Source organism: Aeromonas sp. DSM 116730 (assembly GCF_046581335.1).
In the GTDB taxonomy this organism is placed as follows: Bacteria; Pseudomonadota; Gammaproteobacteria; order Enterobacterales; family Aeromonadaceae; genus Aeromonas; species Aeromonas rivipollensis.
Genome location: NZ_CP144265.1, coordinates 603,371 through 623,549 on the forward strand (window position 1 = coordinate 603,371; position 20,179 = coordinate 623,549).

Sequence of the window (20,179 nt, forward strand, 5' to 3'; positions counted from 1 at the left end):
GCAGCCGACGGCTGCGGCCCCGCCCATCGACGAGGATGCTGGCGGGCATGGCAGGAGAATTATTTGTGAGCGAGAGTCTGGTCATCCGTCTGGGGACCAATGCGCAGCAGCCGGTGCACTGGCTGGTGTGGTCGACGCAGGAGCAGGAGATCATCGCCTCCGGCACCCTGGCCTCGGCCCATGCCCTGGGTGAGCTGCAGGAGCGTGCCGGTGGTCGCCACGTGGTGACCCTGGTGCCCGGCAGCGATCTCATCTTCCGGCGGGTCAGCCTGCCGGGCAAGTACAGTCGTCAGGCCGCGGCGGCGTTGCCCTATCTGCTCGAGGAGCAGATCGCCTCCGACGTGGATGAGCTGCATCTGGTGGTGCTGGGTCATCAGGGGCAGGACGTGGATCTGATGGCGGTGGACAAGGCGAAGATGCAGGAGTGGCTGGCGTGGCTGCAGCAGGCGGGGCTCAAGACCCTGCAACTGCTGCCGGACGTGCTGGCCCTGCCGCCCGCCGCCGAGGGGTGGTCTGCCCTGCAACTCGGCGCCGAGTGGCTGATCCGCCAGGGCCCCGTCCAGGGGATAGTCGCCGACGAGCCGCTGCTGGCCATGCTGCTGGCGGCCCAGGCCGAACCCGTCACCATCCATAGCCATACCCCGGCTCCCGCCATCGCGGCCGCCAACTGGCAGGCGGCGGATCCCGAACTGCCCATGCTGCTGCTGGCGAAAGGGGCGATCGCTTGCCAGGCGAACCTGTTGCAGGGGCCCTATCGACCCCAGACCGAATACGGCCGTTACTGGTTGCAGTGGCGCAAGGTGGCGGTGCTGGCGGGGATACTGCTGCTGGTGGCCCTGGCCCAGCGCGGGGTGCAGCTCTATCAACTGGCGGAGCAGGACAAGGCCCTCAAGGCCGAGATCCGGCAGGTCTATACCCGGATCTTCCCGGGGGAGACCCGGATCGTCAACGTTCGCAGCCAGATGAACCAGCACCTCAAGTCCCTGGGGCAGTCCCCGCAGGGTGGGGTCCTGCTGCTGCTGACCGAGCTGGCGCCTGTGTTTGCCGAGGTGCCCGGTCTCAAGCCCGAAGTGATGCGTTTCGACGCGGCCAGGGGCGAGCTCAGGTTGCAGGTCACGGCCCCCGGTTTCACCGAGATAGAGCGTTTTCGCGAGCTGGCGGGCAAGCGCTTCGAGGTGCAGCAGGGTGAGGTGCGAAGCCATGAGGGCAAGGTGGAAGGGGCGCTGGTGCTGAAGGGGAAATCATCATGATGGACAAACTGCAAGGCTGGTGGCGTGGCATCAGTCCCCGCGAACAGCGGCTGGTGGCGGTGGGGGGTTGCGCCCTGCTGATCGGGCTCTGCTACTGGGTCATCTGGCAGCCCGTCGCCAATCGCATCGACGAGCGGCAGCGGCAGGTGGCCAACCAGCAGCAGACGCTCGCCTGGTTGAAAGAGAAGGGGCAGGAGGTGCTGGCGATGCAGGGGGGCCAAGGCCGCCAGATCGACACCAGCGGCACCCTGGACGGGGTGGTGAACCGTACCGCCTTCAACCAGAAGATCAAGATAGCCCGGCTGCAACCCCAGGGGCAGGAGCTGCAGGTGTGGATAGACACAGTCCCGTTCGAGGATCTGCTGCTTTGGCTCGCAACCCTCTCTGATCAGTACGGAGTCCAGGTGCAGATCATAGAGGTGGCCCGGGAGGGGCTGGCGCCCGGCCTGGTCAAGGTCAGGCGTTTGCAACTGAGCCGTCCCCAATGACACCAAACGTACTGAGCGCCGTCCGGTTTTTGGCATGGCGTTCCGTGTTGGCTCCAGGCTTGGCCCGGGCCGGATCCTTGCAGTCGAGTCCTGTTCTATGAAACAAAAAGTCCTGATCGCCGCCCTGTTTCTGGTGGCCTATCTCGGTTTCCTGCTGGTGACGTTGCCAGCCACCCTGGTGGTTCGCCATCTGCCACTGCCCCCCAACCTGGTGCAGCTGGAGGGGGTGAGCGGTACCCTCTGGAGTGGCCAGATTGCCCGGCTGCAATATGCCAGCGAGTCCCTGACCCAACTGCGCTGGGAGCTCGACGGCTGGTCGCTGCTGCGGCTGGCTCCCGAGGTGTCGGTGCGTTTTGGCGATCGCGCCGGCCTCAACGGTCAGGGGGTGATCGGCTGGAATGGCGCCGCCTTCGGTCGTGACATCACCCTCAACGCCCCCGCTCCCTGGCTGCTGGCGCGGGTGCCCACGCGCCTGCCCTTCCCCCTGACTGCGGCGGGTCAGCTGCAACTCAAGGTCGATCAGTTCGCCCAGGGCAAGCCCTGGTGTGAGGAGCTCTACGGCAACCTCAACTGGTACGGCGCCGAGGCCGACACCCCGGCGGGCAAGCTGCTGCTGGGGGATCCCGAGCTCAAACTGACCTGTCTCGATTCCCGTCTGGTGGCCGAGCTCAAGCAGGGCTCGGAGGCGGTGCAGGTGCAGGGCAAGCTGGAGTTGCAGGCCAATCGCCAATATCTGTTCCAGGGCACTCTCAAGCCGGGCCCGGCACTGCCAGACCAGATGAAGCAGGGGCTGCCCTTCCTCGGCCAGCCCGATGGTCAGGGTCGCTTCCCGCTGCGCTATCAGGGCCGGATCTGAGGGCGCTGTTCTTGGCAGACCACACCCCGCTTCGGCGGGGTGTGGTCGTTATGGGGCGGGCGTCTCTGGTGCGCCGCTCAGGGGCCTGGTGATGAGGTGGTTGAGAAAGAGGCTGAACAGCTCGGCCCGGGAGCCGAGGCGCAGCTTGCCGTAGAGGTGCTTGCGGTGATTCTTAACGGTGCCGCTGCCGATGCCGAGTTTGGCGGCAATGGCCTCGGTATCCAGCCCCTGCAGCAGCAGGCTCGCCACCTGCCGCTCCCGGCGGGTGAGCCTGTCCCCACCCACGCTGGTCATCGCCTGCTCCACCGCGGCCTTGAGGCTGGCGCCGTCCAGGCTGGCCGCTACGCCTTGCACCCTATCTTTGGCCGTACTCTTCGCAGCACTTTTCGCCGTACTATCAGTGGCCCTCGTCGCCGCGCTCTGGGCCAGCAGCGGTACCGCCTCCCGCCACTGCTGGCGGCACAGGGAATGCACCAGAGGGAACAAGGCTTCCAGCCTGGCGCGCTCCTCCCGGCGAAGGCTCTGGCGCTTGTCGAGGCGGCCCAGAAACAGCATCAGGGTGAGACCGCCGCGCACCGGCAGGATCAGCCCCACCTCCTCCTGCCAGCCGGTGGCCTGATAGAAGTGGTGGCGGTATTCGGGATCCAGACGCCCCTTTGACACCTGCGCCAGGGTCCAGACTCCGGCGGGGAGGCCGTCCTTGAGCGCCTGCATAAAGGGATCCTGACTGAAGTGACTGGTGAGGTAGCTGTCAAACAGCAGGGCTCGCTGATGGTTGAGGTTGTCGTAGAGGTAGACGGGCCGCTGCCCCACCCCGAGCAGCAGGGCGCAGTCGAACGCTACCTGCTGCTGGATGAGGCGCACCAGGGCTGCCGCAAAGGCCGGGCTGTGCAGGGCATCGACGACGGCGGTCAGGCTCGGGGTCAGCGAATCTGTGGCGAGGGGCTGGCTCATGGCGACGGGCTCCGGGTGGCGGGGACAGGCTCCCCGATATGGGCGGGATGCTAGCATGAGAGTGGCAAAACAGTCCCCTGGGGGACATATCTGCCACGGGCCAGAACGGCGAGTATGGCGACTTTCCCCTGCTGTTGGAGACCCCATGATCGACCTCCATTTGCTCACCGACCTGACTGAGCGTGGCCTGGTGGCCCAGATGTCCGACCCGGCGGCCCTGGCCTCCCACCTCGCCACGGCGCGCACCCTCTACTGCGGCTTCGATCCCACCGCCGGCAGCCTGCACATAGGCCACCTGGTGCCGCTCCTGATGTTGCGCCGCTTCCAGCTGGCGGGTCACACCCCGGTGGCCCTGGTGGGCGGCGCCACCGGCCTCATCGGCGATCCCAGCTTCAAGGCGACCGAGCGCAGCCTCAACAGCGCCGAAACCGTGCAGGGCTGGGTGGCCAGCCTGTCGGCCCAGATCCGGGCGCTGCTGCCCGCGAGCGAGGGGCTGGCGGCACCTGTGCTGGTCAACAACGCCGACTGGATGGGGCAGATGTCCGCCCTCGATTTTCTGCGGGATATCGGCAAGCACTTCTCGGTCAACGCCATGCTGGCGCGGGAATCGGTGCGCCAGCGACTGGCCCGCCCGGATCAGGGCATCTCGTTCACCGAGTTCTCCTACGCCCTGCTGCAATCCCACGATTTTGCGGTGCTGCACCAGCGGCTCGGCTGCACCCTGCAGATTGGCGGCAACGACCAGTGGGGCAATATCACCAGTGGCATGGATCTCACCCGCCGCCTCCATCAGGCCCAGGTCCACGGCATGACGTTGCCGCTCATCACCAAGGCGGACGGCACCAAGTTCGGCAAGACAGAGGGGGGCGCGGTCTGGCTGGATCCTGCGCTCACCTCCCCTTACGCCTTCTACCAGTTCTGGCTCGGTACCGCGGATGAGGATGTCTACCGCTTCCTGCGCTACTACAGCTTGATGTCGCTGACCGAGATTGCCGCGCTGGAGGCGGAAGATGCCCAGCGGCAGGGGCGCAAGCAGGCCCAGCAGGTGTTGGCGAACGAGCTGACCGAACTGGTGCATGGCAAGGCGGCGCTGGCGGCGGTGCAGCGTATCAGTGAGCTGCTGTTTAGCGGCGACGTGGCCCGCCTCGGCGAGAGCGATCTCGCCCAGTTGGCCCAGGATGGCCTGCCTTGCAGTCGCATCGAGGGAGCCACAGATCTGGTGACCCTGCTGGTCGAGAGCGGCCTGGCGAGCTCGAAGCGGGTGGCCCGCGAGCTGCTGGCGGCAGGCGCCATCAGCCTCAACGGCGAGACAAGGCAGGATGAGCAGCTAAGTGCAGAGGATCGGCTGTTTGGCCGCTACCTGCTGCTGCGCCGGGGCAAGAAACAGTACCGGCTGGTGGAGTGGGTGGACTAGCTCGCCCGACATCAATGAGAAAGGGCTGCCCAGGCAGCCCTTTTGTTTGTCCGCTGCCCGGTGGGTCAGCGGGCAGCCACCCGGCATCATCGTGGAAGGAATGGAAGCTGTGCCAGGTTGCCTGTATCTCCTTCGGCTCACACGGCCAGCGGCAATAACTCGGCGTAGTCACGGAATACATCGGGGAGGGCGGTGAATCCTGTCCCCGTATCGGTATCAAGTAGTCAGCGGCAGCAACTCGGCGTAGTCGCGGATCGCCGGGAAGGCGGTAATCTGCTGCTCCGGCTGGCGGCTGTCCGGGTTCTGGATGGCGAGCTGATAGCCGATGCCGTAGTCGGCGGCGGCGCGCAGGATCCGCTCGCTGTCATCGACAAACAGGGTGCGGGCCGGATCGAACGCCAGTCGCTCGGCCAGCGCCTGCCAGCAGTTCTGGCTCTCCTTCGACCAGCCGAGCTCGTGGGTGCTCACCATAAGATCCAGATGCTCGGCGAGGCCGAGCCGGGCATCCTTCACCGACAGGCTGGCGGGGTGGGCATTGGTGAAGAGCACCAGCTGCTTGCCCGCCGCCCGCAGGGCGGCCAGGAAGGGGATGACATGGGGCCGCCACTGGATCTTGTCCAGGATCTCCTGCTTGAGGGCGCGAATGTCGAGCCCGAGGGTCTTGCTCCAGTAATCGACGCAGTACCAGTCTAGGGTGCCGCTGACGGCCTGATAGTGGGCCTCGATCTGCGCCTTGGCGTCGGCCAGCGGCAGGCCGAGGCGCGCGGCGTAGCGCTCCGGCACCAGCTGCTGCCAGAGGTGGCTGTCAAAATGAAGGTCGATCAGGGTGCCATCCATGTCGAGCAGAACTGTGTCTATCTGGTGCCAGGGCAGTGGGGTGGGCATGGGGCCTCTTTGTGTCGGACTGGGTGGGGAAAACGGGGCGCATTATAACGGATTTTTCAGGCACCTTTCCGGCCCTTGCCCCGTGGTGTTCCCTCAGGGAGTCGTTTACTCTTGAAGTACTCTTTTTTAACGAGCAGTCAGCCCCGATGAGTGACCCCCACAAGTGCAAACCCGAACACGTCCGCGTCGAGGCCATGGCCCATGACAAGCGCAAGCCGGAGATCATCAAGGCCGAGCTGGTGGCCGAGAGTCGGCTGTTCAAGGTGGAATCCCTGCATCTGAAATTCAGCAATGGGGAGGAGCGGGTCTACGAGCGGATGCGCGGCGGCAACAGAGGCGCCGTCATGGTGGTGCCCCTGTTCGATGCCCACACCCTGCTGCTGGTGCGCGAATACGCGGCGGGCACTCACTCCTACGAGCTGGGCTTTCCCAAGGGGCTGATCGATCCCGGCGAAGATGCCTTCGAGGCGGGCAACCGGGAGCTGATGGAGGAGGCGGGCTTCGGGGCCCGTGACCTTATTCCCCTCAAGCAGGTCTCCCTGGCTCCCGGCTATTTTTCCAGCAGGATGGACATACTGCTGGCGCGGGATCTCTACCCCGAGCAGCGGATCGGCGATGAGCCCGAGCCCCTCGAGGTGATCCCCTGGCCCCTCAATCGCATCGACGAATTGCTGGCGCGACCCGACTTCACCGAGTCGCGCAGCATCAGTGCCCTGCTGCTGGCCAGCAAATGGCTGGCGGAGCAGGAAAGCTAGCCCAAGCCTGGGCAAAGGTAATAAAAACAGAGGATAACAAGATGCAGGAGTTGTTGGCCTGGATACCTGGGGTCAAGGAGATAGCCCGCGAAGCGGGGCGTATCCTTCACGAAATCTATCACGGCGGTCAGTTCGAGCGTCAGCTGAAGGAGGATGCGACCCCGGTCACCAGTGCCGATCTTGCTGCCGATGCCTACCTCAAGCAGGCGCTGTCGGCGCTCACCCCCCATGTGCCCGTGCTGACCGAAGAGGCGGCCGATGTGCCCTTCAGCCAGCGTGCCAACTGGCGGCAATACTGGCTGGTGGACCCCCTGGACGGCACCGGCGAGTTCATCGCCGGCAGCGGTGACTTCGCCACCCTGATCGCCCTGGTGCGGGACAATGTCCCCGTGCTTGGTGTCATCTATGCCCCCGAGGCCGACGTGCTCTACTGGGCGGTGCGCGGCCACGGCGCCTTCAAGGAGGTGAACGGCGAGGTGCATCCCATCAGCGCCATGCACCATGAGCACGACCAGCCCGACTCCCTGGTAGTGGCCATCAGCCGCCGCCAGAAGCTGGAAAACCTGACCCGCCGCCTCAACCCGGCCATCAACTACGAGCTGATCCCGCTTGGCTCCAGCTCCCTCAAGTCCTGCCTGGTGGCGGAAGGGGCGGCAGACTGTTATGTGCGGCTCGGCCCCACCGGCGAGTGGGACACCGCCGCCGCCCAGTGCATCGTCGAGGCGGCGGGGGGGCGCATCCTCAGCCTGGCGTTGCAGCCGCTCAGCTACAACGAAACCGAGTCGCTGGAGAACCCTGACTTCATCGTCATGGGGGACCCGGATCTCGCCTGGGGCAAGATCCTGACTCACTGAGCCGGTTGAAATGTAGCCGAATCATCCAATCAGGCGGCCTCGTGGCCGCCTGATTGCCTGGTGTGATCCGCTGGCTTGCAACGGCATATTCAGGTGTATTCGCTACTTTAATGGATTGCTGTAGTGGATCATCACAGCTAAACCAAAAGCGCTGGCATCTATTTTCAGGTAATTCTGAAAACTTAGAATTGGCCGAAATAAAAAATCGACCAATAGTGATATTTTGGTTTTATATTTCGTAAAGTTGCCTGTCTAAAGGTTTAACTGAACGAGGTGGGCTGGAAATTCCGCCCAATCTCACTGGCTGAGCCGAGTTTTGCCAGTGAGATCTGCCAATGCCGATTTTTGAGAATTAAATGCTAAAGGAGCACAATATTCTTAGATTTTAATACTATATATAAGTGGTTTATCAATGAGTTCATCTGCAGAGGTCTCCCGGGAGTTATCCGGTTCCCACTCCACCACTGCCAGCACCGGCTGGCGTCGTCACGATACCCACTGGGTCATCAGCCTGTTTGGCACCGCGGTTGGCGCCGGCATCCTCTTCCTGCCCATCAACCTGGGTCTGGGGGGCATCTGGCCCCTGGTTATCGTCGCCGTGCTGGCCGGCCCCATGACCTTCCTGGCCCACCGCGGGCTGGCGCGCTTCGTGCTCTCTTCCTCCCGCCCCCACGCCGACTTCACCGAGGTAGCGGAGGAGCACTTCGGCAAGATGGCCGGTCGCCTCATCTCGGCGCTCTACTTCCTCTCCATCTTCCCTATCCTGCTCATCTACGGCGTCGGGCTGACCAACACTGTGGAGAGCTTCATGATCAACCAGCTCGGCATGGATGCCCCGAATCGGGTGATGCTCTCCGGCCTGCTGGTGTTCGCCATGATCGCCGTGATGATGGCGGGGGAGAAGGCGATGCTGCGGGCTTTTGCCTTCATGGTCTACCCCCTGGCGGCCATTCTGGCGGCGCTCTCCTGCTATTTGATCCCCCAGTGGCAGTGGCCGGAGGCGACCGCCTTCGAGGGTGGCAGCTTCCTCAACACCGTCTGGCTGGCACTGCCGGTGACAGTGTTCGCCTTCAGCCACGCCGCCGCCATCTCCGGCTTTGCCAACGTGCAGCGCCGGGAATATGGCGAGCAGGCCGAAGCAAAGAGCGGCCTGATCCTGCGCAACACCACCGTCATGCTGGTGGGCTTCGTGCTCTTCTTCGTCTTCTCCTGCGTGCTGAGCCTCTCCCCGGCCCAGCTGGCCGAGGCCAAGGCCCAGAACGTCTCGGTGCTCTCCTATCTCGCCAACATCACCGACAACCCTGTGATAGTGACGCTGGGGCCGCTCATCGCCTTCATCGCCATCAGCTCCTCCTTCCTCGGCCACTTCCTCGGTGCCCGGGAGAGCCTGAAAAGCCTGATCGCCAAGCCCACAGGGCTGTCGCTGGCCAAGGCGGACAAGCTCGGCATAGCCCTGATGTTCTTCGCCATCTGGGGGGCTGCTGTCATCAACCCCGGCATCCTGGGTCTGATGGAGACCCTCTCCGGCCCCGTCATCGCCATGATCCTCTTCATCATGCCGGTGATTGCGATCTACAAGGTGGAGGCGCTGGCCCGCTTCCGCCAGGGCTGGGTGAACGGCTTTATCCTGCTGACCGGCTCGCTGGCGGTCTCGGCCCTGGTCTTCAGCCTGCTGAAGTAACAGCGGCGCTGCGGCCAGAAAAAGAAGAGGCGACCCCGGGGTCGCCTCTTCTCATTTCATGGGGCACAGGGCCTCAGCCCAGCTTGGCGCCGTTCTCCACCGCCTGCTCCGGGATGGCCATCACCACGGCGCCATCGGCCCGGTAGAAGCCGGTCAGCAGAAACTCCGACTGTATGGGGCCTATCTGCTTGGCCGGGAAGTTCACCACGGCGACGATTTGGCGCCCCACCAGCTCTTCCGGCTGATAGAGATCCGTTATCTGGGCGCTGCTCTTGCGCACCCCGAGCTCGGGGCCGAAATCCGCCCACACCTTGTAGGCAGGCTTGCGCGCCTCGGGGAAGGGTTCGACCCGTACCAGGGTGCCCACCCGAAGCTCCACCATCTCGAACTCTTGCCAGCTTATGGTCTGCATCTTGGCTCCTCCTTTCACACACCTTGCATTGGCCCCAGCATGCCTCGAAACGGCAGCCCCTGTCTTCGGCAAGGGGCCGGACTGTTATGGCTGCCGGCCGTTTTGCTGGCGCCAGCGCGACGGGGTCAGCCCCGTCTCGGCCAGGAAGCGCTCGGCGAAGGCGCCCTGATCTTGGTAGCCACAGCGGCTGGCCACTTCCCCTATGGGCAGGGCACTGTGGGCCAGCAGGGTGCGTGCCAGCGCCATGCGCCGCCCGCGGATGTAGTGGGAGGCGCTCATGCCGAACTGCTGGCGAAAGGCGTGCTTGAACTGGCTCTGGCCGAGGCAGGCAACAGCGGCGAGCCGCTCGTTGCCAAGGGGCTTGGCGAGGTGTGCCTCGATGTGGCACTGCACTCTTGTCATGCGCGGAGCCAGGGCGGGGCCCATACCCTGACCCTGGGCCAGGAGGTTCAGCCAGATCTGCTCCATGCCGACCACATGGCGACCCTGGCGCACCATCTGATGCAGGAAGGCGAGATAGTGGCGCTGGGGCTCGTCCAGGGGGATGAAGGGGCGCTCGCCCAGCGCCTCGGGCAGCCAGTGGCTCTCCTGCACCAGGAAGGAGAGCGCCGGGTCGGCGGCGTAGTCGTGACGTTCACCCGGGGCTATGACGCAGACAAAGCCGGGGGCGAGGCGGCGCCCCTGGCCCTGCACCTCGATCTCGAGGGGGCCGTCCAGGGGGATCACCAGCTGGGCGAAGTCGTGGCTGTGGCTGCTGATGTCGCTCTGGTAGCGGCGCAGGCTGAACGGGCAGGGGGCGGATAGGGATGACGCGGCACCGGGCCGCGTCATCGAAGAGGGGGGATTATGTGCCATGGGCCGCCGTATTACTCGGCGTCGAAATCTTCGATCTCTTTGCCGAGCGCCTCCATGATGGCGCGCGCCTCGGCGGGGACGCTGTCCGGATGATCCTTGCGCAGATCGTCGTCACAGGGCAGCGGTTGACCGGTGAATGCGTGCAGGAAGGCCTCACAGAGCAGCTCGCTGTTGGTCGCATGACGCAGGTTGTTCACCTGGCGACGGGTGCGCTCATCGGTCAACACCTTCAGCACCTTGAGCGGGATCGAGACGGTAATCTTCTTGACCTGTTCGCTCTTCTTGCCGTGCTCCGCATAGGGGCTGACGTAGTCGCCGTTCCACTCTGTACCCATGTTCCACCTGTTCTCGTTTGGCCGTGAGCGCGGATTTTAACCCTTAAGGAATTCAATGGCAATCCAACAGCAAAGCCATTTAGACGTCTAGAAGTGTTGACGGCTTTTTTGAGGTGGCGTAAGGTGGTTCACCATAGGCCAGCAATGGCAGGATAGCCGTGGCAGAGGCACAGCGGCCATCGTCCAGAGACACTTCAAGGAGAGCGGAAATGACCCACAAGGCCACCCTGGCGGTACGTTGTATCGGACATAGAGACAGATCAACTGCACAGTCACAGCGCCAAGGAGAGCATCATGAGTCATAAGGCCACCCTGGCGGTACGCACCGGGATTGAGACAGACACACAGCACGGTGCCGTGGTGCCCCCCATCTACCTCTCCAGCAACTACACCTTTGCCGACTTTGGCGAGCCCCGTCAATACGATTATGCCCGCTCCGGCAACCCGACCCGCACCAATCTGGCGGACGCGCTGGCGGCCCTGGAAGGGGGCGCCGGCGCCGTGGTGACCGGCACCGGCATGGGCGCCGTCCATCTGGTGACCACGGCCCTGCTCAAGGCGGGGGATCTGCTGATCGCCCCCCACGACTGCTACGGCGGTACCTGGCGCCTGTTCGAGTATCTGGCGGCCAAGGGCCACTACAGGGTGCAGTTCGTCGATCAGGGGGACGAAGCCGCGCTCGCCGAGGCCCTGGCGCAGCAACCGGCCCTGGTGTGGGTAGAGACCCCCTCCAACCCCCTGCTGCGGGTGGTGGACGTGGCCGCCATCGCCGCCGCCTCCCATGAGGTGGGTGCCAAGGTGGTGGTGGACAACACCTTCCTCTCCCCGCTGCTGCAACAGCCGCTCTCGCTGGGCGCGGATGTGGTGGTCCACTCCACCACCAAGTACATCAACGGCCACTCCGACGTGGTGGGCGGGGTAGCGATCGCCAAGGACCTGGCACTGGCCGAGTCCCTGGTGTGGTGGGCCAACTGTCTGGGGCTCACCTCCGGCGCCTTCGATTCCTACCTCACCCTGCGTGGCCTGCGCACCCTGGCGCCGCGCCTGCGTGCCCATCAGGAGAACACTGACAGGATCCTGGCCTTCCTGCAGCAACAGCCGCTGGTCAAAAAAATCTATCACCCCAGCCTGCCAAGCCACCCGGGCCACGAGATTGCGCGCCGTCAACAGTCCGGCTTCGGCGCCATGCTAAGTTTTGAACTCGATTGCAACGAGACGGGGCTGCGCGCCTTCCTCGCGGCGCTGCGGCTGTTCTCGGTGGCGGAGTCCCTCGGCGGGGTAGAGAGCCTGGTGGCCCATCCGGCCAGCATGACCCACAGGGCCATGACTCCGGCGGCACAGCAGGCGGCGGGCATCAGCGCCCAGTTGCTGCGCCTCTCTGTGGGCATAGAACACGGTGAAGACCTGGTGGCCGATCTGGCTCAAGGCTTTGAACAGGCGCAGTTGGCACAACAGGCAGAACAGGTGAAGTAATGGAACAGCAACAACAAGGAGAGAGTGCGGTGGCGGCAGAGAGAGCCTTGAAGCGGCGTCATGTGCACAAGTTTGGCGGCAGCAGTCTGGCGGATCCTGTCTGCTATCGCCGGGTCGCCAGCATTCTCGAACAGCAGGCCGAGCAGCAGGGCGGGGGCAGAGAGCTGGTGGTGGTCTCCGCCGCCGGCAAGACCACCAACCGGCTGATCCAGCTGGTGGAGCTGGCCGAGGCGGGTGACGAGGCCGCGGGCGAAGCCATCACTGCCCTGCACGCCTACCAGCAGAGCCTGATCGACGGCCTGCTGGAGGGGGAGCTGCTGCTCGACTTGAGCCAGCAGCTGACCGACGACATGCAGCAGATCGCCAAGACCCTGGAAGGGCAGTTTGATCGCTTCGAGCGCAATGGCCTGCTGGCCTTTGGCGAGGTGTGGTCGGCGCGCCTGCTGGCCGCCCTGCTCACCAGCCGTGGCGACAAGGCCATCTGGCTCGACGCCCGCAGCTTCCTGCGCGCCGAGGATGGCGCCCTGGTCAAGGTGGATGCCGCCATCTCCGGCGAGCTGCTCAAGGCGCGTCTGGCGGAGCACCCTGGCCGCATAGTGGTGACCGGCTTCATCGCCGCCGACATGGAAGGAAGATCCCTGCTGCTCGGTCGCAACGGCTCCGACTACAGCGCCAGCCTCTTGGCCGCCTTGGCGGATGGGGAGTCCACCACCATCTGGAGCGACGTGGCCGGTGTCTACAGCGCCGATCCTCGCCGGGTGAAGGAGGCGCGCCTGCTGGAGCGCCTGAGTCTGGCAGAGGCTAACGAGCTGGCCCGTCTCGGCTCCTCCGTGCTCCATTCCCGTACCCTGCAACCCGTGGCCGACAGCCGCCAGCGCCTCACCCTGCGCTGCAGCTACAACCCGGACGAGGGCTGCACCCACATACTGCGCCGGGCACCGCGCTCCGGCGGGGCGCGCATCGTCTCCTCGGTGGATCAGATAGCCCTCATCGAACTCAAGGTGCTGCCCCAGACAGGTTATGAGCAGACGGTGGCCGCCATCGAGGCCCATCTGGCCCGTCATCGCCTCAACCCGCTCACCCTGCAGCGTCAGCCGGATCGGCGGGTACTGCGCCTGGCCTACACCCTGGAAGTGGCAGAAGGGGCCTTCGAGATACTGCGCGACTTCCAGCTGCAGGGCAGCTTCACCGGTCTCATCCAGAAAGAGGGATTCAGTCTGGTGGCCCTGGTGGGGGCCGGCGTGACCGACAACGCCGAGCAGTGTCACCGCTTCTATCAGCTGTTGGCGGATCAGCCCCTGGAGTTCGTCCAGGTGGCCAGAGACGGCCTGAGTCTGGTGGCCGTGGTGCGCCAGGTGGTGCTGGAGCCCCTGCTCATCGCCCTGCACAGCGCCCTGTTCAGCCGCCCGACCCGGGTCGGTCTGGTGGTGTTCGGCAAGGGCAATATCGGCGGTCACTGGCTGGCGCTCTACGCCCGCGAGAAGGCGCGGCTCGAGCACGAGCTCAATATGGCGCTCACCCTCTACGGGGTGTTCAGCTCGGAAGGGGGCCTGCTGGACGAGGAGGGGCTGGATCCCCTCAAGGTGCGCGACAACTTCAATCCCAGGCCGCTGATCTGGCCGGAGCTGCTGGGTCAGCTGGAGCAGCACGGCTTCGATGCCCTGATTGCGCTGGACATGACCGCCAGCGAGACGGTGAGCCGCTACTACCCGGACTTTGCCCAGCTCGGCATCCACATCATAGCGGCCAACAAGTTTGCCGGTGCCGCCGACAGCGAGTTCTACCAGCGCATCAAGCAGAGCTGCCGCGATCACCAGGTGCAGTGGCGCTACAACGCCACCGTGGGGGCCGGGCTGCCCATCCAGTCCAGCATCCAGATGCTGCGCCAGAGCGGGGATCGCATCCAGGGAGTCTCCGGCATCTTCTCCGGCACCCTCTCCTGGCTGTTCCAGCAGTATGACGGCACGCGCCCCTTCTCCGAGCTGGTGGACGAGGCCTGGCAGCACGGCCTGACCGAGCCGGATCCCCGCGAGGATCTCTCCGGCCAGGACGTGCGTCGCAAGCTGCTCATTCTGGCGCGGGAGGCGGGTTTCGAGCTCGACTCCGCCGACATCGAGCTGGAGAACCTGGTGCCCGTCTCCCTGCGCAAGGTGAGCACGGATCAGTTCATGGACAGGCTGAAAGATCTGGATGATCCCATCCAGACCGCCTTCGAGGGGGCACGTCGGGTCGGCAAGGTGCTGCGCTACGTCGCCCGCTTCGAGCACGATGGCAAGGCGCGTGTCGGACTGGAGACCCTGGAGCCTCACCACCCGTTCGCCAACTTGCTGCCCTGTGACAACGTGTTCGCCATCGAGAGTGACAGCTATCGCACCAATCCCCTGGTCATTCAGGGGCCGGGGGCTGGCCGGGAAGTGACCGCAGCCGCCATTCAGTACGATCTCTGGCAGATCTGCGCCAGCCTCTAAGAGCCTGGTGGATGACACAAAGAAGAGGCGCCCTTGGGCGCCTCTTCTCGTTGGTGTTCACAATGCCTTACCAGAACAGCTTGCCCAGCAGGGGGGCGAGCAGCACTGTGGCCATGCCGGCAATCATCATCACCATGCTGGAGACCACCCCCTCCTCGTTGCCCATCTGATAGGCCCGGGCCGTGCCCGCCCCGTGGGCCGAGGCGCCAAAACCCGCCCCCTTGCCGAGGCGGCTGCGGATGGCGAGCACCGTCAGCACGCTCTCCCCGACCGCCATGCCGATCACTCCGGTCAGCACCACGAACAGGGCGGTGAGATCGGCGTTGCCGCCCACAGAGCGGGTCGCCTCCACCGCGAAGGGTGTGGTGATGGATCTCATGGCCATGCTGCGCTGCAGCAGCTCTGAGAGGTTCAGCCAGCGCGCCAGCAGCACAGTGCTGCCCACCGCCATGAGCACTGAGGCAACCACCCCCACCGACAGGGAGAGCCAGTGGCGGCGCATCAGCGCGCGGTTCTCGTAGACGGGCACCGCGAAGGCGACGGTGGCCGGGCCCAGCAGCCAGAGCAGCCAGTGGGATTCGGCCATGTAGTCCTGATAGGGGATGTGGAACAGCACCACCACGGCCACCAGCAGGGCGGGGGCCAGCAGCAGCGGCATCAGGGGCAGGATGCGCTTCTTGCCATAGAGCCACTTGCTGGCGTAGTAGAACAGCAGGGTGAGGGCGAAGCAGAGCAGGCCGAGCAGGGTGTCAGACATGGCGGCGACTCCGGCGGGCCAGCTTCAGCTCCAGGCGATAGACCCTGTCCACCACCAGGGCCGTGGTGCCGAGCACCAGCACAGTGCTTGTCACCAGCACCACCATGATGCGCCACCCCTCCTGCAACAGCAGCTCCTGATAGTTGACCACGGCCACCACGGCGGGCACGAAGAACAGCAGCATCTCCGCCAACAGCCAGCGTGCCCCGGCGCTGAACCACTGGGCCTTGACCACCCCGAGCAGGATGCAGATGAGCAGCAGCAACATGCCGGTGAGGTTGGCGGGCAGGGGCAGGTGGAAGGTGCGTACCGCTGTGTCGGCCAGCAGCCAGATGGCGGCCAGCAGGGCGATTTGGAAGGGGGTTTGCAACCAGCGAAGGCAGAAGGCTTTCATGATGGGCGTCTTTCTGTGAACCTGGTCACAGTATAAGCGGGGGCTAAACCTGCAAAAAATGAATTTAAATTATGAAAAATATGCCAAATTGGCATTATTTGGCGATCACCCCAGACGAGCGTCCCATGGATATCCGAGCCCTGCGTTACTTTGTCGAACTGGTGCGGGAGAAGAGCTTCACCCGCGCCTCCGAGAAGCTGTTCGTTACCCAGCCCACCATCAGCAAGATGATCCGCAGCATGGAGGAGGAGTTGGGCCAGCCCCTGCTCAATCGGGAGGGGCACAGCTTCACCCTGACCGACAGCGGCCAGGTGCTGTTTGCCCGTGGCCAGCTGATCCTGGCCCAGATGCAGCAGCTGGAGGCTGAGCTCGCGGATCTGCAGAGCCTGCAGCACGGGCGCCTGGCGCTCGGCATCCCCCCCATGGTGGGTCACGTCTATGCGGATCTCATCCGCGCCTACCGCAGCCGCTACCCCAAGGTGGAGCTCTCCATAGTGGAGTACGGCGGGCGCCGCATCGAGCAGGCGGTGCTGGAGGGGGAGCTGGATCTCGCCATCACCATGTTGCCGACCAGGGAGGGGGGCGCGCTGAGTGCGCTGGAGCTGGATTGCTACCCGATCCAGGTGGTGCTGCCGGACCTGCCGCGCTGGCGCGAGCGCGCCGAGATCCGGCTGGCGGAGCTGCAGGAGGAGCCCTTCCTGCTCTACACCCAGGCCTTCACCCTGAGCGAGCGGCTGGAGCAGGCCTGCCAGCAGGCGGGCTTCACCCCCCAGGTGGCGGCGCGCAGCAGCCAGTGGGACTTTCTCACCGCCATGGTGCGCAGCGGCATGGGGGTCGCCTTCCTGCCCGAGCCCATCTGCCGGCGGCTGACCCCGGACGGCCTGGTGCTGCGCCCCCTGCTGCCGGAGCTGAGCTGGCGTCTCGGAGTGATCTGGCCGAGTCGGCGCTACCTCTCCCGCACCGCCGAGGCCTGGCTCGCCCTGTGTCGCGAGCAGGGGGCGCGGGGCTAGGCGCTACTTGCCGACCCTGTCCGCCTTGTCGTGGGGAGGCATGCCGAAGGCATCCCGGGCCGGATCATAGAGATAGGAGCTGTAGTCGCTTCCCTCGCCGGGCAGCTGGGGGTTGCTCAGCCTGAACAGCTGGCGCGAGGCCAGTTGGGTGAACGCCAGGGAGGGTTGGAAGTGCTGGCGCCAGAGCCGCTTGAGGGAACCGTCCTGCCAGGCCAGCCGCAGGCCGAGCTGGATGCGCTCGCGCTCCTTGTGGTAGGTGGCATGGCTGTAGAAGGCGTGGATCAGCGGGTAGAAGAGGGCCACATGGGGATCGACGGTGAGGGTCGGCAGCCTGGGGTGGTGGGTCTCCCACTCCGCCAGTATCTCGTTGGCGCCGCGACAGAATAGATCGACCCTGCCACGGGCCACCATGCGAAACAGCGACTCGTAGTTGTCCACCTCCTGCACCTGGAAGCCGTTGTGGCGCAGGATGTCGGCATCCTGCCACTCCTTGCCTGTCCCCTGACTGAACGCCTGAAGCTGGGCCAGGGTACGGACTCCGGCCAGGGCATCCGCACGGTCGGTACCGACGAAGCAGACCCGGTAACCGAGAATGCCGAGATCGATGGGGAAGGGGATCAGACTGACCTCGGGGTGAGGCGTCTTCTGGGGCCAGCTGTCGACGATGAAGAGGGCACTCTTGCCCGGTTTTTGCACCTCGAGCCGCATCCGCGCCTTGTTCATCTTGAGGGAGTCACGCAGCTCGTAGTCGCCATATAGCTGGCGGGTCTTCTCCAGCGCCAGCCGCATCGCCTCCCGGTAGTAGTCCATGCGGGCATCCTGTTCGTTTTCCGGGCTGAGCAGGGTAAATCGGGTGGCCGCCATCGGGCAGGATGAGAGGGAGAGCGTGAGTAGCAGGAGCAGGAGTCGATACATCTTGGCCGGGTTCTACAACGGGATTGTGCCCATTATAGTTCGGTGCCTCACCGGCGACACAGCGCTAATGGCCCCCGGCTCCTCTGACCTCTGGGCCTGGTCTCAGACGGTTTCCATCAGCGCGCCCAGCTGGCGACACAGCTGGCGCAGGGTCTGGTTGTCGAGGCAGCCGAAGCCGAGCAGCCAGCCCTCCCGGGTAGGAGGGGTGAGGTGATACTGGTGCAGGGGGCGCAGCCCCAACCCCCGGGCGTTGGCCGCCTCGGTCCAGCGGGCCTCGCCCCCGGCGGGAAGCAGCACGGCGCACTGCAGCCCGGCGCCGCTGTGGATGGGGGTGAGCCTGGGGCAGTGCTCGGCCAGCTCGGCCAGCAGCAGATCCCGCCGGCTCTGGTAGACGAGGCGGCTCTGGCGCAGGTGGGTGGCGAAGTGCCCGGCGCGGATGAAGTCCGCGGTGACCGCCTGCTGCAACTGGTTGCTGTGGCCATCGACGGCGGCGCGGGCCCGGCTGAAGGCCTCCATCAGGGGGCGTGGCAAGACCAGGTAGGCGAGGCGCAAGGAACCAAACAGCACCTTGCTGAAGGTCCCCACATAGAGGACGCGCCCCTGGCCATCCAGCCCCTGCAGGGCGGGGAGCGGCCGCTGATCGTACTGGTACTCCCCGTCGTAGTCGTCCTCCAGGATCCAGGCCCCGCGCCGCTCGGCCTCGGCCAGCAGTGCCATGCGGCGCGGCAGGCTCATGGGCACGCCCAGGGGGTACTGGTGGGCCGGGGTGCAGTAGATGAGCCTTGGGCTGGGGTGTTCACCGGCAGGGTTGAGCCCCTCCTCGTCCACCGGCACCGGATGGATGCGGGCGCCGGCGCTCTCCATGGCGGTACGGGCGCCGGGATAACCCGGATCCTCCACCCAGACGGTGTCACCGGCATCGATGAGCAGCTGGGTCGCCAGCAATATGCCCTGCTGGGAGCTGGTGAGGATCAGGATCTGCTCCGGTTCGCACACCACGCCCCGCGACTGCACCAGGTAGCTGCTGATGGCGGCGCGAAGCTCCCCCAACCCCTGGGGATCCCCGTAATTCATCCAGTCGCTGGCACCCTGGCGCCACTGCTGCTGCATCAGGCGACCCCAGAGCGCCTGGGGAAAGAGGCGGGGATCCGGCTGGCTGGAGGCAAAGGAGCTGCCCACCTCGGGCACCTCGTGGCAGGCCCCCCCTTGCGCCATCTCCTGACCACGGAGAGAGAGCCCCGCCGCCGACTGGGGCGGGCGAGGCGCGGGGCGCACCGCCGCCAGGGCGACGAAGCTGCCGGCCCCCACCTTGCGCACCAGATACCCCTCCGCCTCCAGCCGGCCATAGGCCAGCTCCACCGTGCTGCGGGAGACGGCGAGATCCCGGGCCAGCATGCGGCTGGCCGGCAGCCTGCCGTGCAGCGGCAGATGGCCCGCCAGTATGGCTTCACGCAGGGTGCGCACCAGCTGTTCGTGCAGGGGAAGATCGTTTTGTTGCTGGTCGGCAAAGAGGGTCGGCAGGACTGTCATGACTGGCCTCCGCGGGGCCGGGGCAGGTGGCCCCCCCATCCGGACATGGCCTCCCGCAGGGTGCGCACCAGCTGTTCGTGCAGGGGAAGATCGTTTTGTTGCTGGTCGGCAAAGAGGGTTGGCAGGACAGTCATGATTGGCCTCCGCTGGGTGGGGGCAGGTGGCCCCCCCATCCGGGTATCGCCTCCCGCAGGGTGTGCACCAGCTGTTCGTGCAGGGGAAGATCGTTTTGCTGCTGGTCGGCAAAGAGGGTTGGCAGGACTGTCATGGCACTTCCCGTTGCGGATAAATTGGTCTGCCCATATTGGCAAAATTGGTCGGCGTGGCAAGGCCATTTTGTCGCTACATTGGTGGACAAGGAAGTGAAGCAATCCCATTGGCAACACACATTGGTCACAGAAGGAGTCTGCATGTCGGAATACAGCGCCACCATCAGTTGGCAGCGAGGGGTCAGCGAGCCCTTTGTCGATCAGCGCTATAGCCGGGCCCATGAGTGGGCGTTTGACGGCGGAGTCAGGGTGCCCGCCTCCTCCTCCCACCATGTGGTGCCCTTGCCCTTTTCGGTGGCGGAGAATGTCGATCCGGAGGAGGCTTTCGTCGCGGCCCTCTCCAGCTGCCACATGCTGACCTTCCTCTGGCTGGTCGCCAGGGCGGGTTATCTGGTGGAGAGCTACCGGGATGAGGCCGTCGGCATCATGGAGAAGAATGAGCGGGGCCGCCAGTCCATCACCCGGGTCACCCTGCGCCCCAGGGTGCGGTTTGGCGGCGAGCGCCAGCCCGATCTCGCCGCGCTGGAGCGGCTGCACCACCAGGCCCACGAGGAGTGCTTCATCGCCAACTCGGTCAACACAGTCGTCACCACAGAAATAACGCTGTAATCACAAGGAGGTTCA

At 65.2% G+C, this 20,179-nt stretch carries 21 protein-coding genes; 11 read left to right on the forward strand and 10 right to left on the reverse strand.

All coding sequences use genetic code 11. The features are described from left to right. Window positions 1–65 precede the first annotated feature (65 nt). The 3 genes from exeL to exeN all read left to right on the forward strand — a co-directional run bounded on the left by exeL (window position 66) and on the right by exeN (window position 2,594). The gene (gene exeL / locus Aeroheme_RS02955) at window positions 66–1,250 is read left to right on the forward strand and encodes a GspL family type II secretion system protein ExeL (RefSeq protein ID WP_411166655.1); all 1,185 of its coding nucleotides are present in this window, start codon (window positions 66–68) and stop codon (window positions 1,248–1,250) included. Beyond that, window positions 1,247–1,738 carry a GspM family type II secretion system protein ExeM gene (gene exeM / locus Aeroheme_RS02960; RefSeq protein WP_106885752.1) on the forward strand — a complete coding sequence of 164 codons (492 nt, stop codon included), beginning with the start codon at window positions 1,247–1,249 and terminating at the stop codon, window positions 1,736–1,738. Before exeL ends, exeM begins: the two co-directional genes overlap by 4 nt. Window positions 1,739–1,835: 97 nt before the next feature. Continuing rightward, window positions 1,836–2,594, forward strand: coding sequence for a GspN family type II secretion system protein ExeN (gene exeN, locus Aeroheme_RS02965; RefSeq protein WP_168235852.1), 759 nt, complete (start codon window positions 1,836–1,838; stop codon window positions 2,592–2,594). A 48-nt stretch (window positions 2,595–2,642) separates the two neighbouring features. Here exeN and Aeroheme_RS02970 read toward each other — a convergent pair whose 3' ends face one another. After that, on the reverse strand, window positions 2,643–3,548 hold the full coding sequence (locus tag Aeroheme_RS02970; RefSeq protein ID WP_411166656.1) for a helix-turn-helix transcriptional regulator: 906 nt from the start codon (window positions 3,546–3,548) through the stop codon (window positions 2,643–2,645). A gap of 145 nt (window positions 3,549–3,693) precedes the next feature. On the opposite strand from Aeroheme_RS02970, the gene tyrS reads away from it, so the two are divergent. Beyond that, window positions 3,694–4,962, forward strand: a complete 1,269-nt coding sequence (tyrS, locus tag Aeroheme_RS02975; protein WP_411166657.1) for a tyrosine--tRNA ligase — start codon at window positions 3,694–3,696, stop codon at window positions 4,960–4,962. Window positions 4,963–5,178: 216 nt separating this feature from the next. On the opposite strand, the gene yrfG is transcribed toward tyrS, so the two are convergent. Next, window positions 5,179–5,847, reverse strand: a complete 669-nt coding sequence (yrfG, locus tag Aeroheme_RS02980) for a GMP/IMP nucleotidase (protein WP_411166658.1) — start codon at window positions 5,845–5,847, stop codon at window positions 5,179–5,181. A gap of 146 nt (window positions 5,848–5,993) precedes the next feature. Here yrfG and nudE point away from each other — a divergent pair, with 146 nt between their 5' ends. From nudE to Aeroheme_RS02995, 3 genes are all read left to right on the forward strand, one after another. Next, entirely contained in the window at window positions 5,994–6,602 is a 609-nt protein-coding gene (gene nudE, locus Aeroheme_RS02985; RefSeq protein WP_162520147.1) for an ADP compounds hydrolase NudE, read from the forward strand. A gap of 41 nt (window positions 6,603–6,643) precedes the next feature. Next, window positions 6,644–7,456 (forward strand): 3'(2'),5'-bisphosphate nucleotidase CysQ, encoded by an 813-nt coding sequence (cysQ, locus tag Aeroheme_RS02990; protein WP_106885762.1) that lies wholly within the window; start codon window positions 6,644–6,646, stop codon window positions 7,454–7,456. A gap of 412 nt (window positions 7,457–7,868) precedes the next feature. Beyond that, complete coding sequence (locus tag Aeroheme_RS02995; protein ID WP_411166659.1) at window positions 7,869–9,137, forward strand: aromatic amino acid transport family protein; 1,269 nt, start codon at window positions 7,869–7,871, stop codon at window positions 9,135–9,137. A gap of 73 nt (window positions 9,138–9,210) precedes the next feature. Here the strand turns inward: Aeroheme_RS02995 and Aeroheme_RS03000 are convergent, their stop codons facing one another. From Aeroheme_RS03000 to metJ, 3 genes are all read right to left on the reverse strand, one after another. Beyond that, window positions 9,211–9,549: a tRNA-binding protein gene (locus Aeroheme_RS03000; RefSeq protein ID WP_234676754.1), complete on the reverse strand. Its 339-nt coding sequence runs from the start codon at window positions 9,547–9,549 to the stop codon at window positions 9,211–9,213. Between the two features lie 84 nt (window positions 9,550–9,633). After that, entirely contained in the window at window positions 9,634–10,380 is a 747-nt protein-coding gene (locus Aeroheme_RS03005) for a helix-turn-helix domain-containing protein (RefSeq protein ID WP_411167213.1), read from the reverse strand. Window positions 10,381–10,415: 35 nt separating this feature from the next. Then, window positions 10,416–10,739 (reverse strand): met regulon transcriptional regulator MetJ, encoded by a 324-nt coding sequence (gene metJ, locus Aeroheme_RS03010; RefSeq protein WP_005327165.1) that lies wholly within the window; start codon window positions 10,737–10,739, stop codon window positions 10,416–10,418. Between the two features lie 294 nt (window positions 10,740–11,033). Here metJ and metB point away from each other — a divergent pair, with 294 nt between their 5' ends. Next, window positions 11,034–12,212: a cystathionine gamma-synthase gene (gene metB / locus Aeroheme_RS03015; RefSeq protein ID WP_411166660.1), complete on the forward strand. Its 1,179-nt coding sequence runs from the start codon at window positions 11,034–11,036 to the stop codon at window positions 12,210–12,212. Then, window positions 12,212–14,680, forward strand: coding sequence for a bifunctional aspartate kinase/homoserine dehydrogenase II (locus Aeroheme_RS03020; RefSeq protein ID WP_163137615.1), 2,469 nt, complete (start codon window positions 12,212–12,214; stop codon window positions 14,678–14,680). Before metB ends, Aeroheme_RS03020 begins: the two co-directional genes overlap by 1 nt. A 67-nt stretch (window positions 14,681–14,747) precedes the next feature. Here the strand turns inward: Aeroheme_RS03020 and Aeroheme_RS03025 are convergent, their stop codons facing one another. Next, on the reverse strand, window positions 14,748–15,437 hold the full coding sequence (locus tag Aeroheme_RS03025; RefSeq protein ID WP_394293952.1) for an LrgB family protein: 690 nt from the start codon (window positions 15,435–15,437) through the stop codon (window positions 14,748–14,750). After that, a complete protein-coding gene (locus Aeroheme_RS03030; RefSeq protein ID WP_262111920.1) occupies window positions 15,430–15,831 on the reverse strand; it encodes a CidA/LrgA family protein in 402 nt (133 codons plus the stop codon). Before Aeroheme_RS03030 ends, Aeroheme_RS03025 begins: the two co-directional genes overlap by 8 nt. 125 nt (window positions 15,832–15,956) lie before the next feature. On the opposite strand from Aeroheme_RS03030, the gene Aeroheme_RS03035 reads away from it, so the two are divergent. Beyond that, window positions 15,957–16,841: a LysR family transcriptional regulator gene (locus Aeroheme_RS03035; RefSeq protein ID WP_394293951.1), complete on the forward strand. Its 885-nt coding sequence runs from the start codon at window positions 15,957–15,959 to the stop codon at window positions 16,839–16,841. A 3-nt stretch (window positions 16,842–16,844) separates the two neighbouring features. Here the strand turns inward: Aeroheme_RS03035 and Aeroheme_RS03040 are convergent, their stop codons facing one another. The 3 genes from Aeroheme_RS03040 to Aeroheme_RS03050 all read right to left on the reverse strand — a co-directional run bounded on the left by Aeroheme_RS03040 (window position 16,845) and on the right by Aeroheme_RS03050 (window position 19,420). After that, window positions 16,845–17,756: a hypothetical protein gene (locus Aeroheme_RS03040; RefSeq protein ID WP_411166661.1), complete on the reverse strand. Its 912-nt coding sequence runs from the start codon at window positions 17,754–17,756 to the stop codon at window positions 16,845–16,847. A gap of 102 nt (window positions 17,757–17,858) precedes the next feature. Beyond that, complete coding sequence (locus Aeroheme_RS03045) at window positions 17,859–19,286, reverse strand: PLP-dependent aminotransferase family protein (protein ID WP_411166662.1); 1,428 nt, start codon at window positions 19,284–19,286, stop codon at window positions 17,859–17,861. Beyond that, on the reverse strand, window positions 19,283–19,420 hold the full coding sequence (locus Aeroheme_RS03050) for a hypothetical protein (RefSeq protein ID WP_395949443.1): 138 nt from the start codon (window positions 19,418–19,420) through the stop codon (window positions 19,283–19,285). Before Aeroheme_RS03050 ends, Aeroheme_RS03045 begins: the two co-directional genes overlap by 4 nt. Window positions 19,421–19,696: 276 nt before the next feature. On the opposite strand from Aeroheme_RS03050, the gene Aeroheme_RS03055 reads away from it, so the two are divergent. After that, window positions 19,697–20,164 carry an OsmC family protein gene (locus tag Aeroheme_RS03055; protein WP_411166663.1) on the forward strand — a complete coding sequence of 156 codons (468 nt, stop codon included), beginning with the start codon at window positions 19,697–19,699 and terminating at the stop codon, window positions 20,162–20,164. Window positions 20,165–20,179: the final 15 nt, after the last annotated feature.

Bases quoted from the DNA above. Each gene is read 5' to 3' on its own strand.
- Aeroheme_RS02995 (WP_411166659.1), top strand. From the start codon at position 7,869: ATGAGTTCATCTGCAGAGGTCTCCCGGGAGTTATCCGGTTCCCACTCC.
- tyrS (WP_411166657.1), top strand. From the start codon at position 3,694: ATGATCGACCTCCATTTGCTCACCGACCTGACTGAGCGTGGCCTGGTG.
- Aeroheme_RS03020 (WP_163137615.1), top strand. From the start codon at position 12,212: ATGGAACAGCAACAACAAGGAGAGAGTGCGGTGGCGGCAGAGAGAGCC.
- nudE (WP_162520147.1), top strand. From the start codon at position 5,994: ATGAGTGACCCCCACAAGTGCAAACCCGAACACGTCCGCGTCGAGGCC.
- Aeroheme_RS03045 (WP_411166662.1), bottom strand. From the start codon at position 19,286: ATGACAGTCCTGCCGACCCTCTTTGCCGACCAGCAACAAAACGATCTT.
- cysQ (WP_106885762.1), top strand. From the start codon at position 6,644: ATGCAGGAGTTGTTGGCCTGGATACCTGGGGTCAAGGAGATAGCCCGC.
- metJ (WP_005327165.1), bottom strand. From the start codon at position 10,739: ATGGGTACAGAGTGGAACGGCGACTACGTCAGCCCCTATGCGGAGCAC.
- Aeroheme_RS03055 (WP_411166663.1), top strand. From the start codon at position 19,697: ATGTCGGAATACAGCGCCACCATCAGTTGGCAGCGAGGGGTCAGCGAG.
- Aeroheme_RS03030 (WP_262111920.1), bottom strand. From the start codon at position 15,831: ATGAAAGCCTTCTGCCTTCGCTGGTTGCAAACCCCCTTCCAAATCGCC.
- Aeroheme_RS03025 (WP_394293952.1), bottom strand. From the start codon at position 15,437: ATGTCTGACACCCTGCTCGGCCTGCTCTGCTTCGCCCTCACCCTGCTG.
- Aeroheme_RS03005 (WP_411167213.1), bottom strand. From the start codon at position 10,380: ATGACGCGGCCCGGTGCCGCGTCATCCCTATCCGCCCCCTGCCCGTTC.
- Aeroheme_RS02970 (WP_411166656.1), bottom strand. From the start codon at position 3,548: ATGAGCCAGCCCCTCGCCACAGATTCGCTGACCCCGAGCCTGACCGCC.
- exeN (WP_168235852.1), top strand. From the start codon at position 1,836: ATGAAACAAAAAGTCCTGATCGCCGCCCTGTTTCTGGTGGCCTATCTC.
- Aeroheme_RS03050 (WP_395949443.1), bottom strand. From the start codon at position 19,420: ATGACTGTCCTGCCAACCCTCTTTGCCGACCAGCAACAAAACGATCTT.
- Aeroheme_RS03000 (WP_234676754.1), bottom strand. From the start codon at position 9,549: ATGCAGACCATAAGCTGGCAAGAGTTCGAGATGGTGGAGCTTCGGGTG.
- Aeroheme_RS03040 (WP_411166661.1), bottom strand. From the start codon at position 17,756: ATGTATCGACTCCTGCTCCTGCTACTCACGCTCTCCCTCTCATCCTGC.
- Aeroheme_RS03035 (WP_394293951.1), top strand. From the start codon at position 15,957: ATGGATATCCGAGCCCTGCGTTACTTTGTCGAACTGGTGCGGGAGAAG.
- yrfG (WP_411166658.1), bottom strand. From the start codon at position 5,847: ATGCCCACCCCACTGCCCTGGCACCAGATAGACACAGTTCTGCTCGAC.
- metB (WP_411166660.1), top strand. From the start codon at position 11,034: ATGAGTCATAAGGCCACCCTGGCGGTACGCACCGGGATTGAGACAGAC.
- exeM (WP_106885752.1), top strand. From the start codon at position 1,247: ATGATGGACAAACTGCAAGGCTGGTGGCGTGGCATCAGTCCCCGCGAA.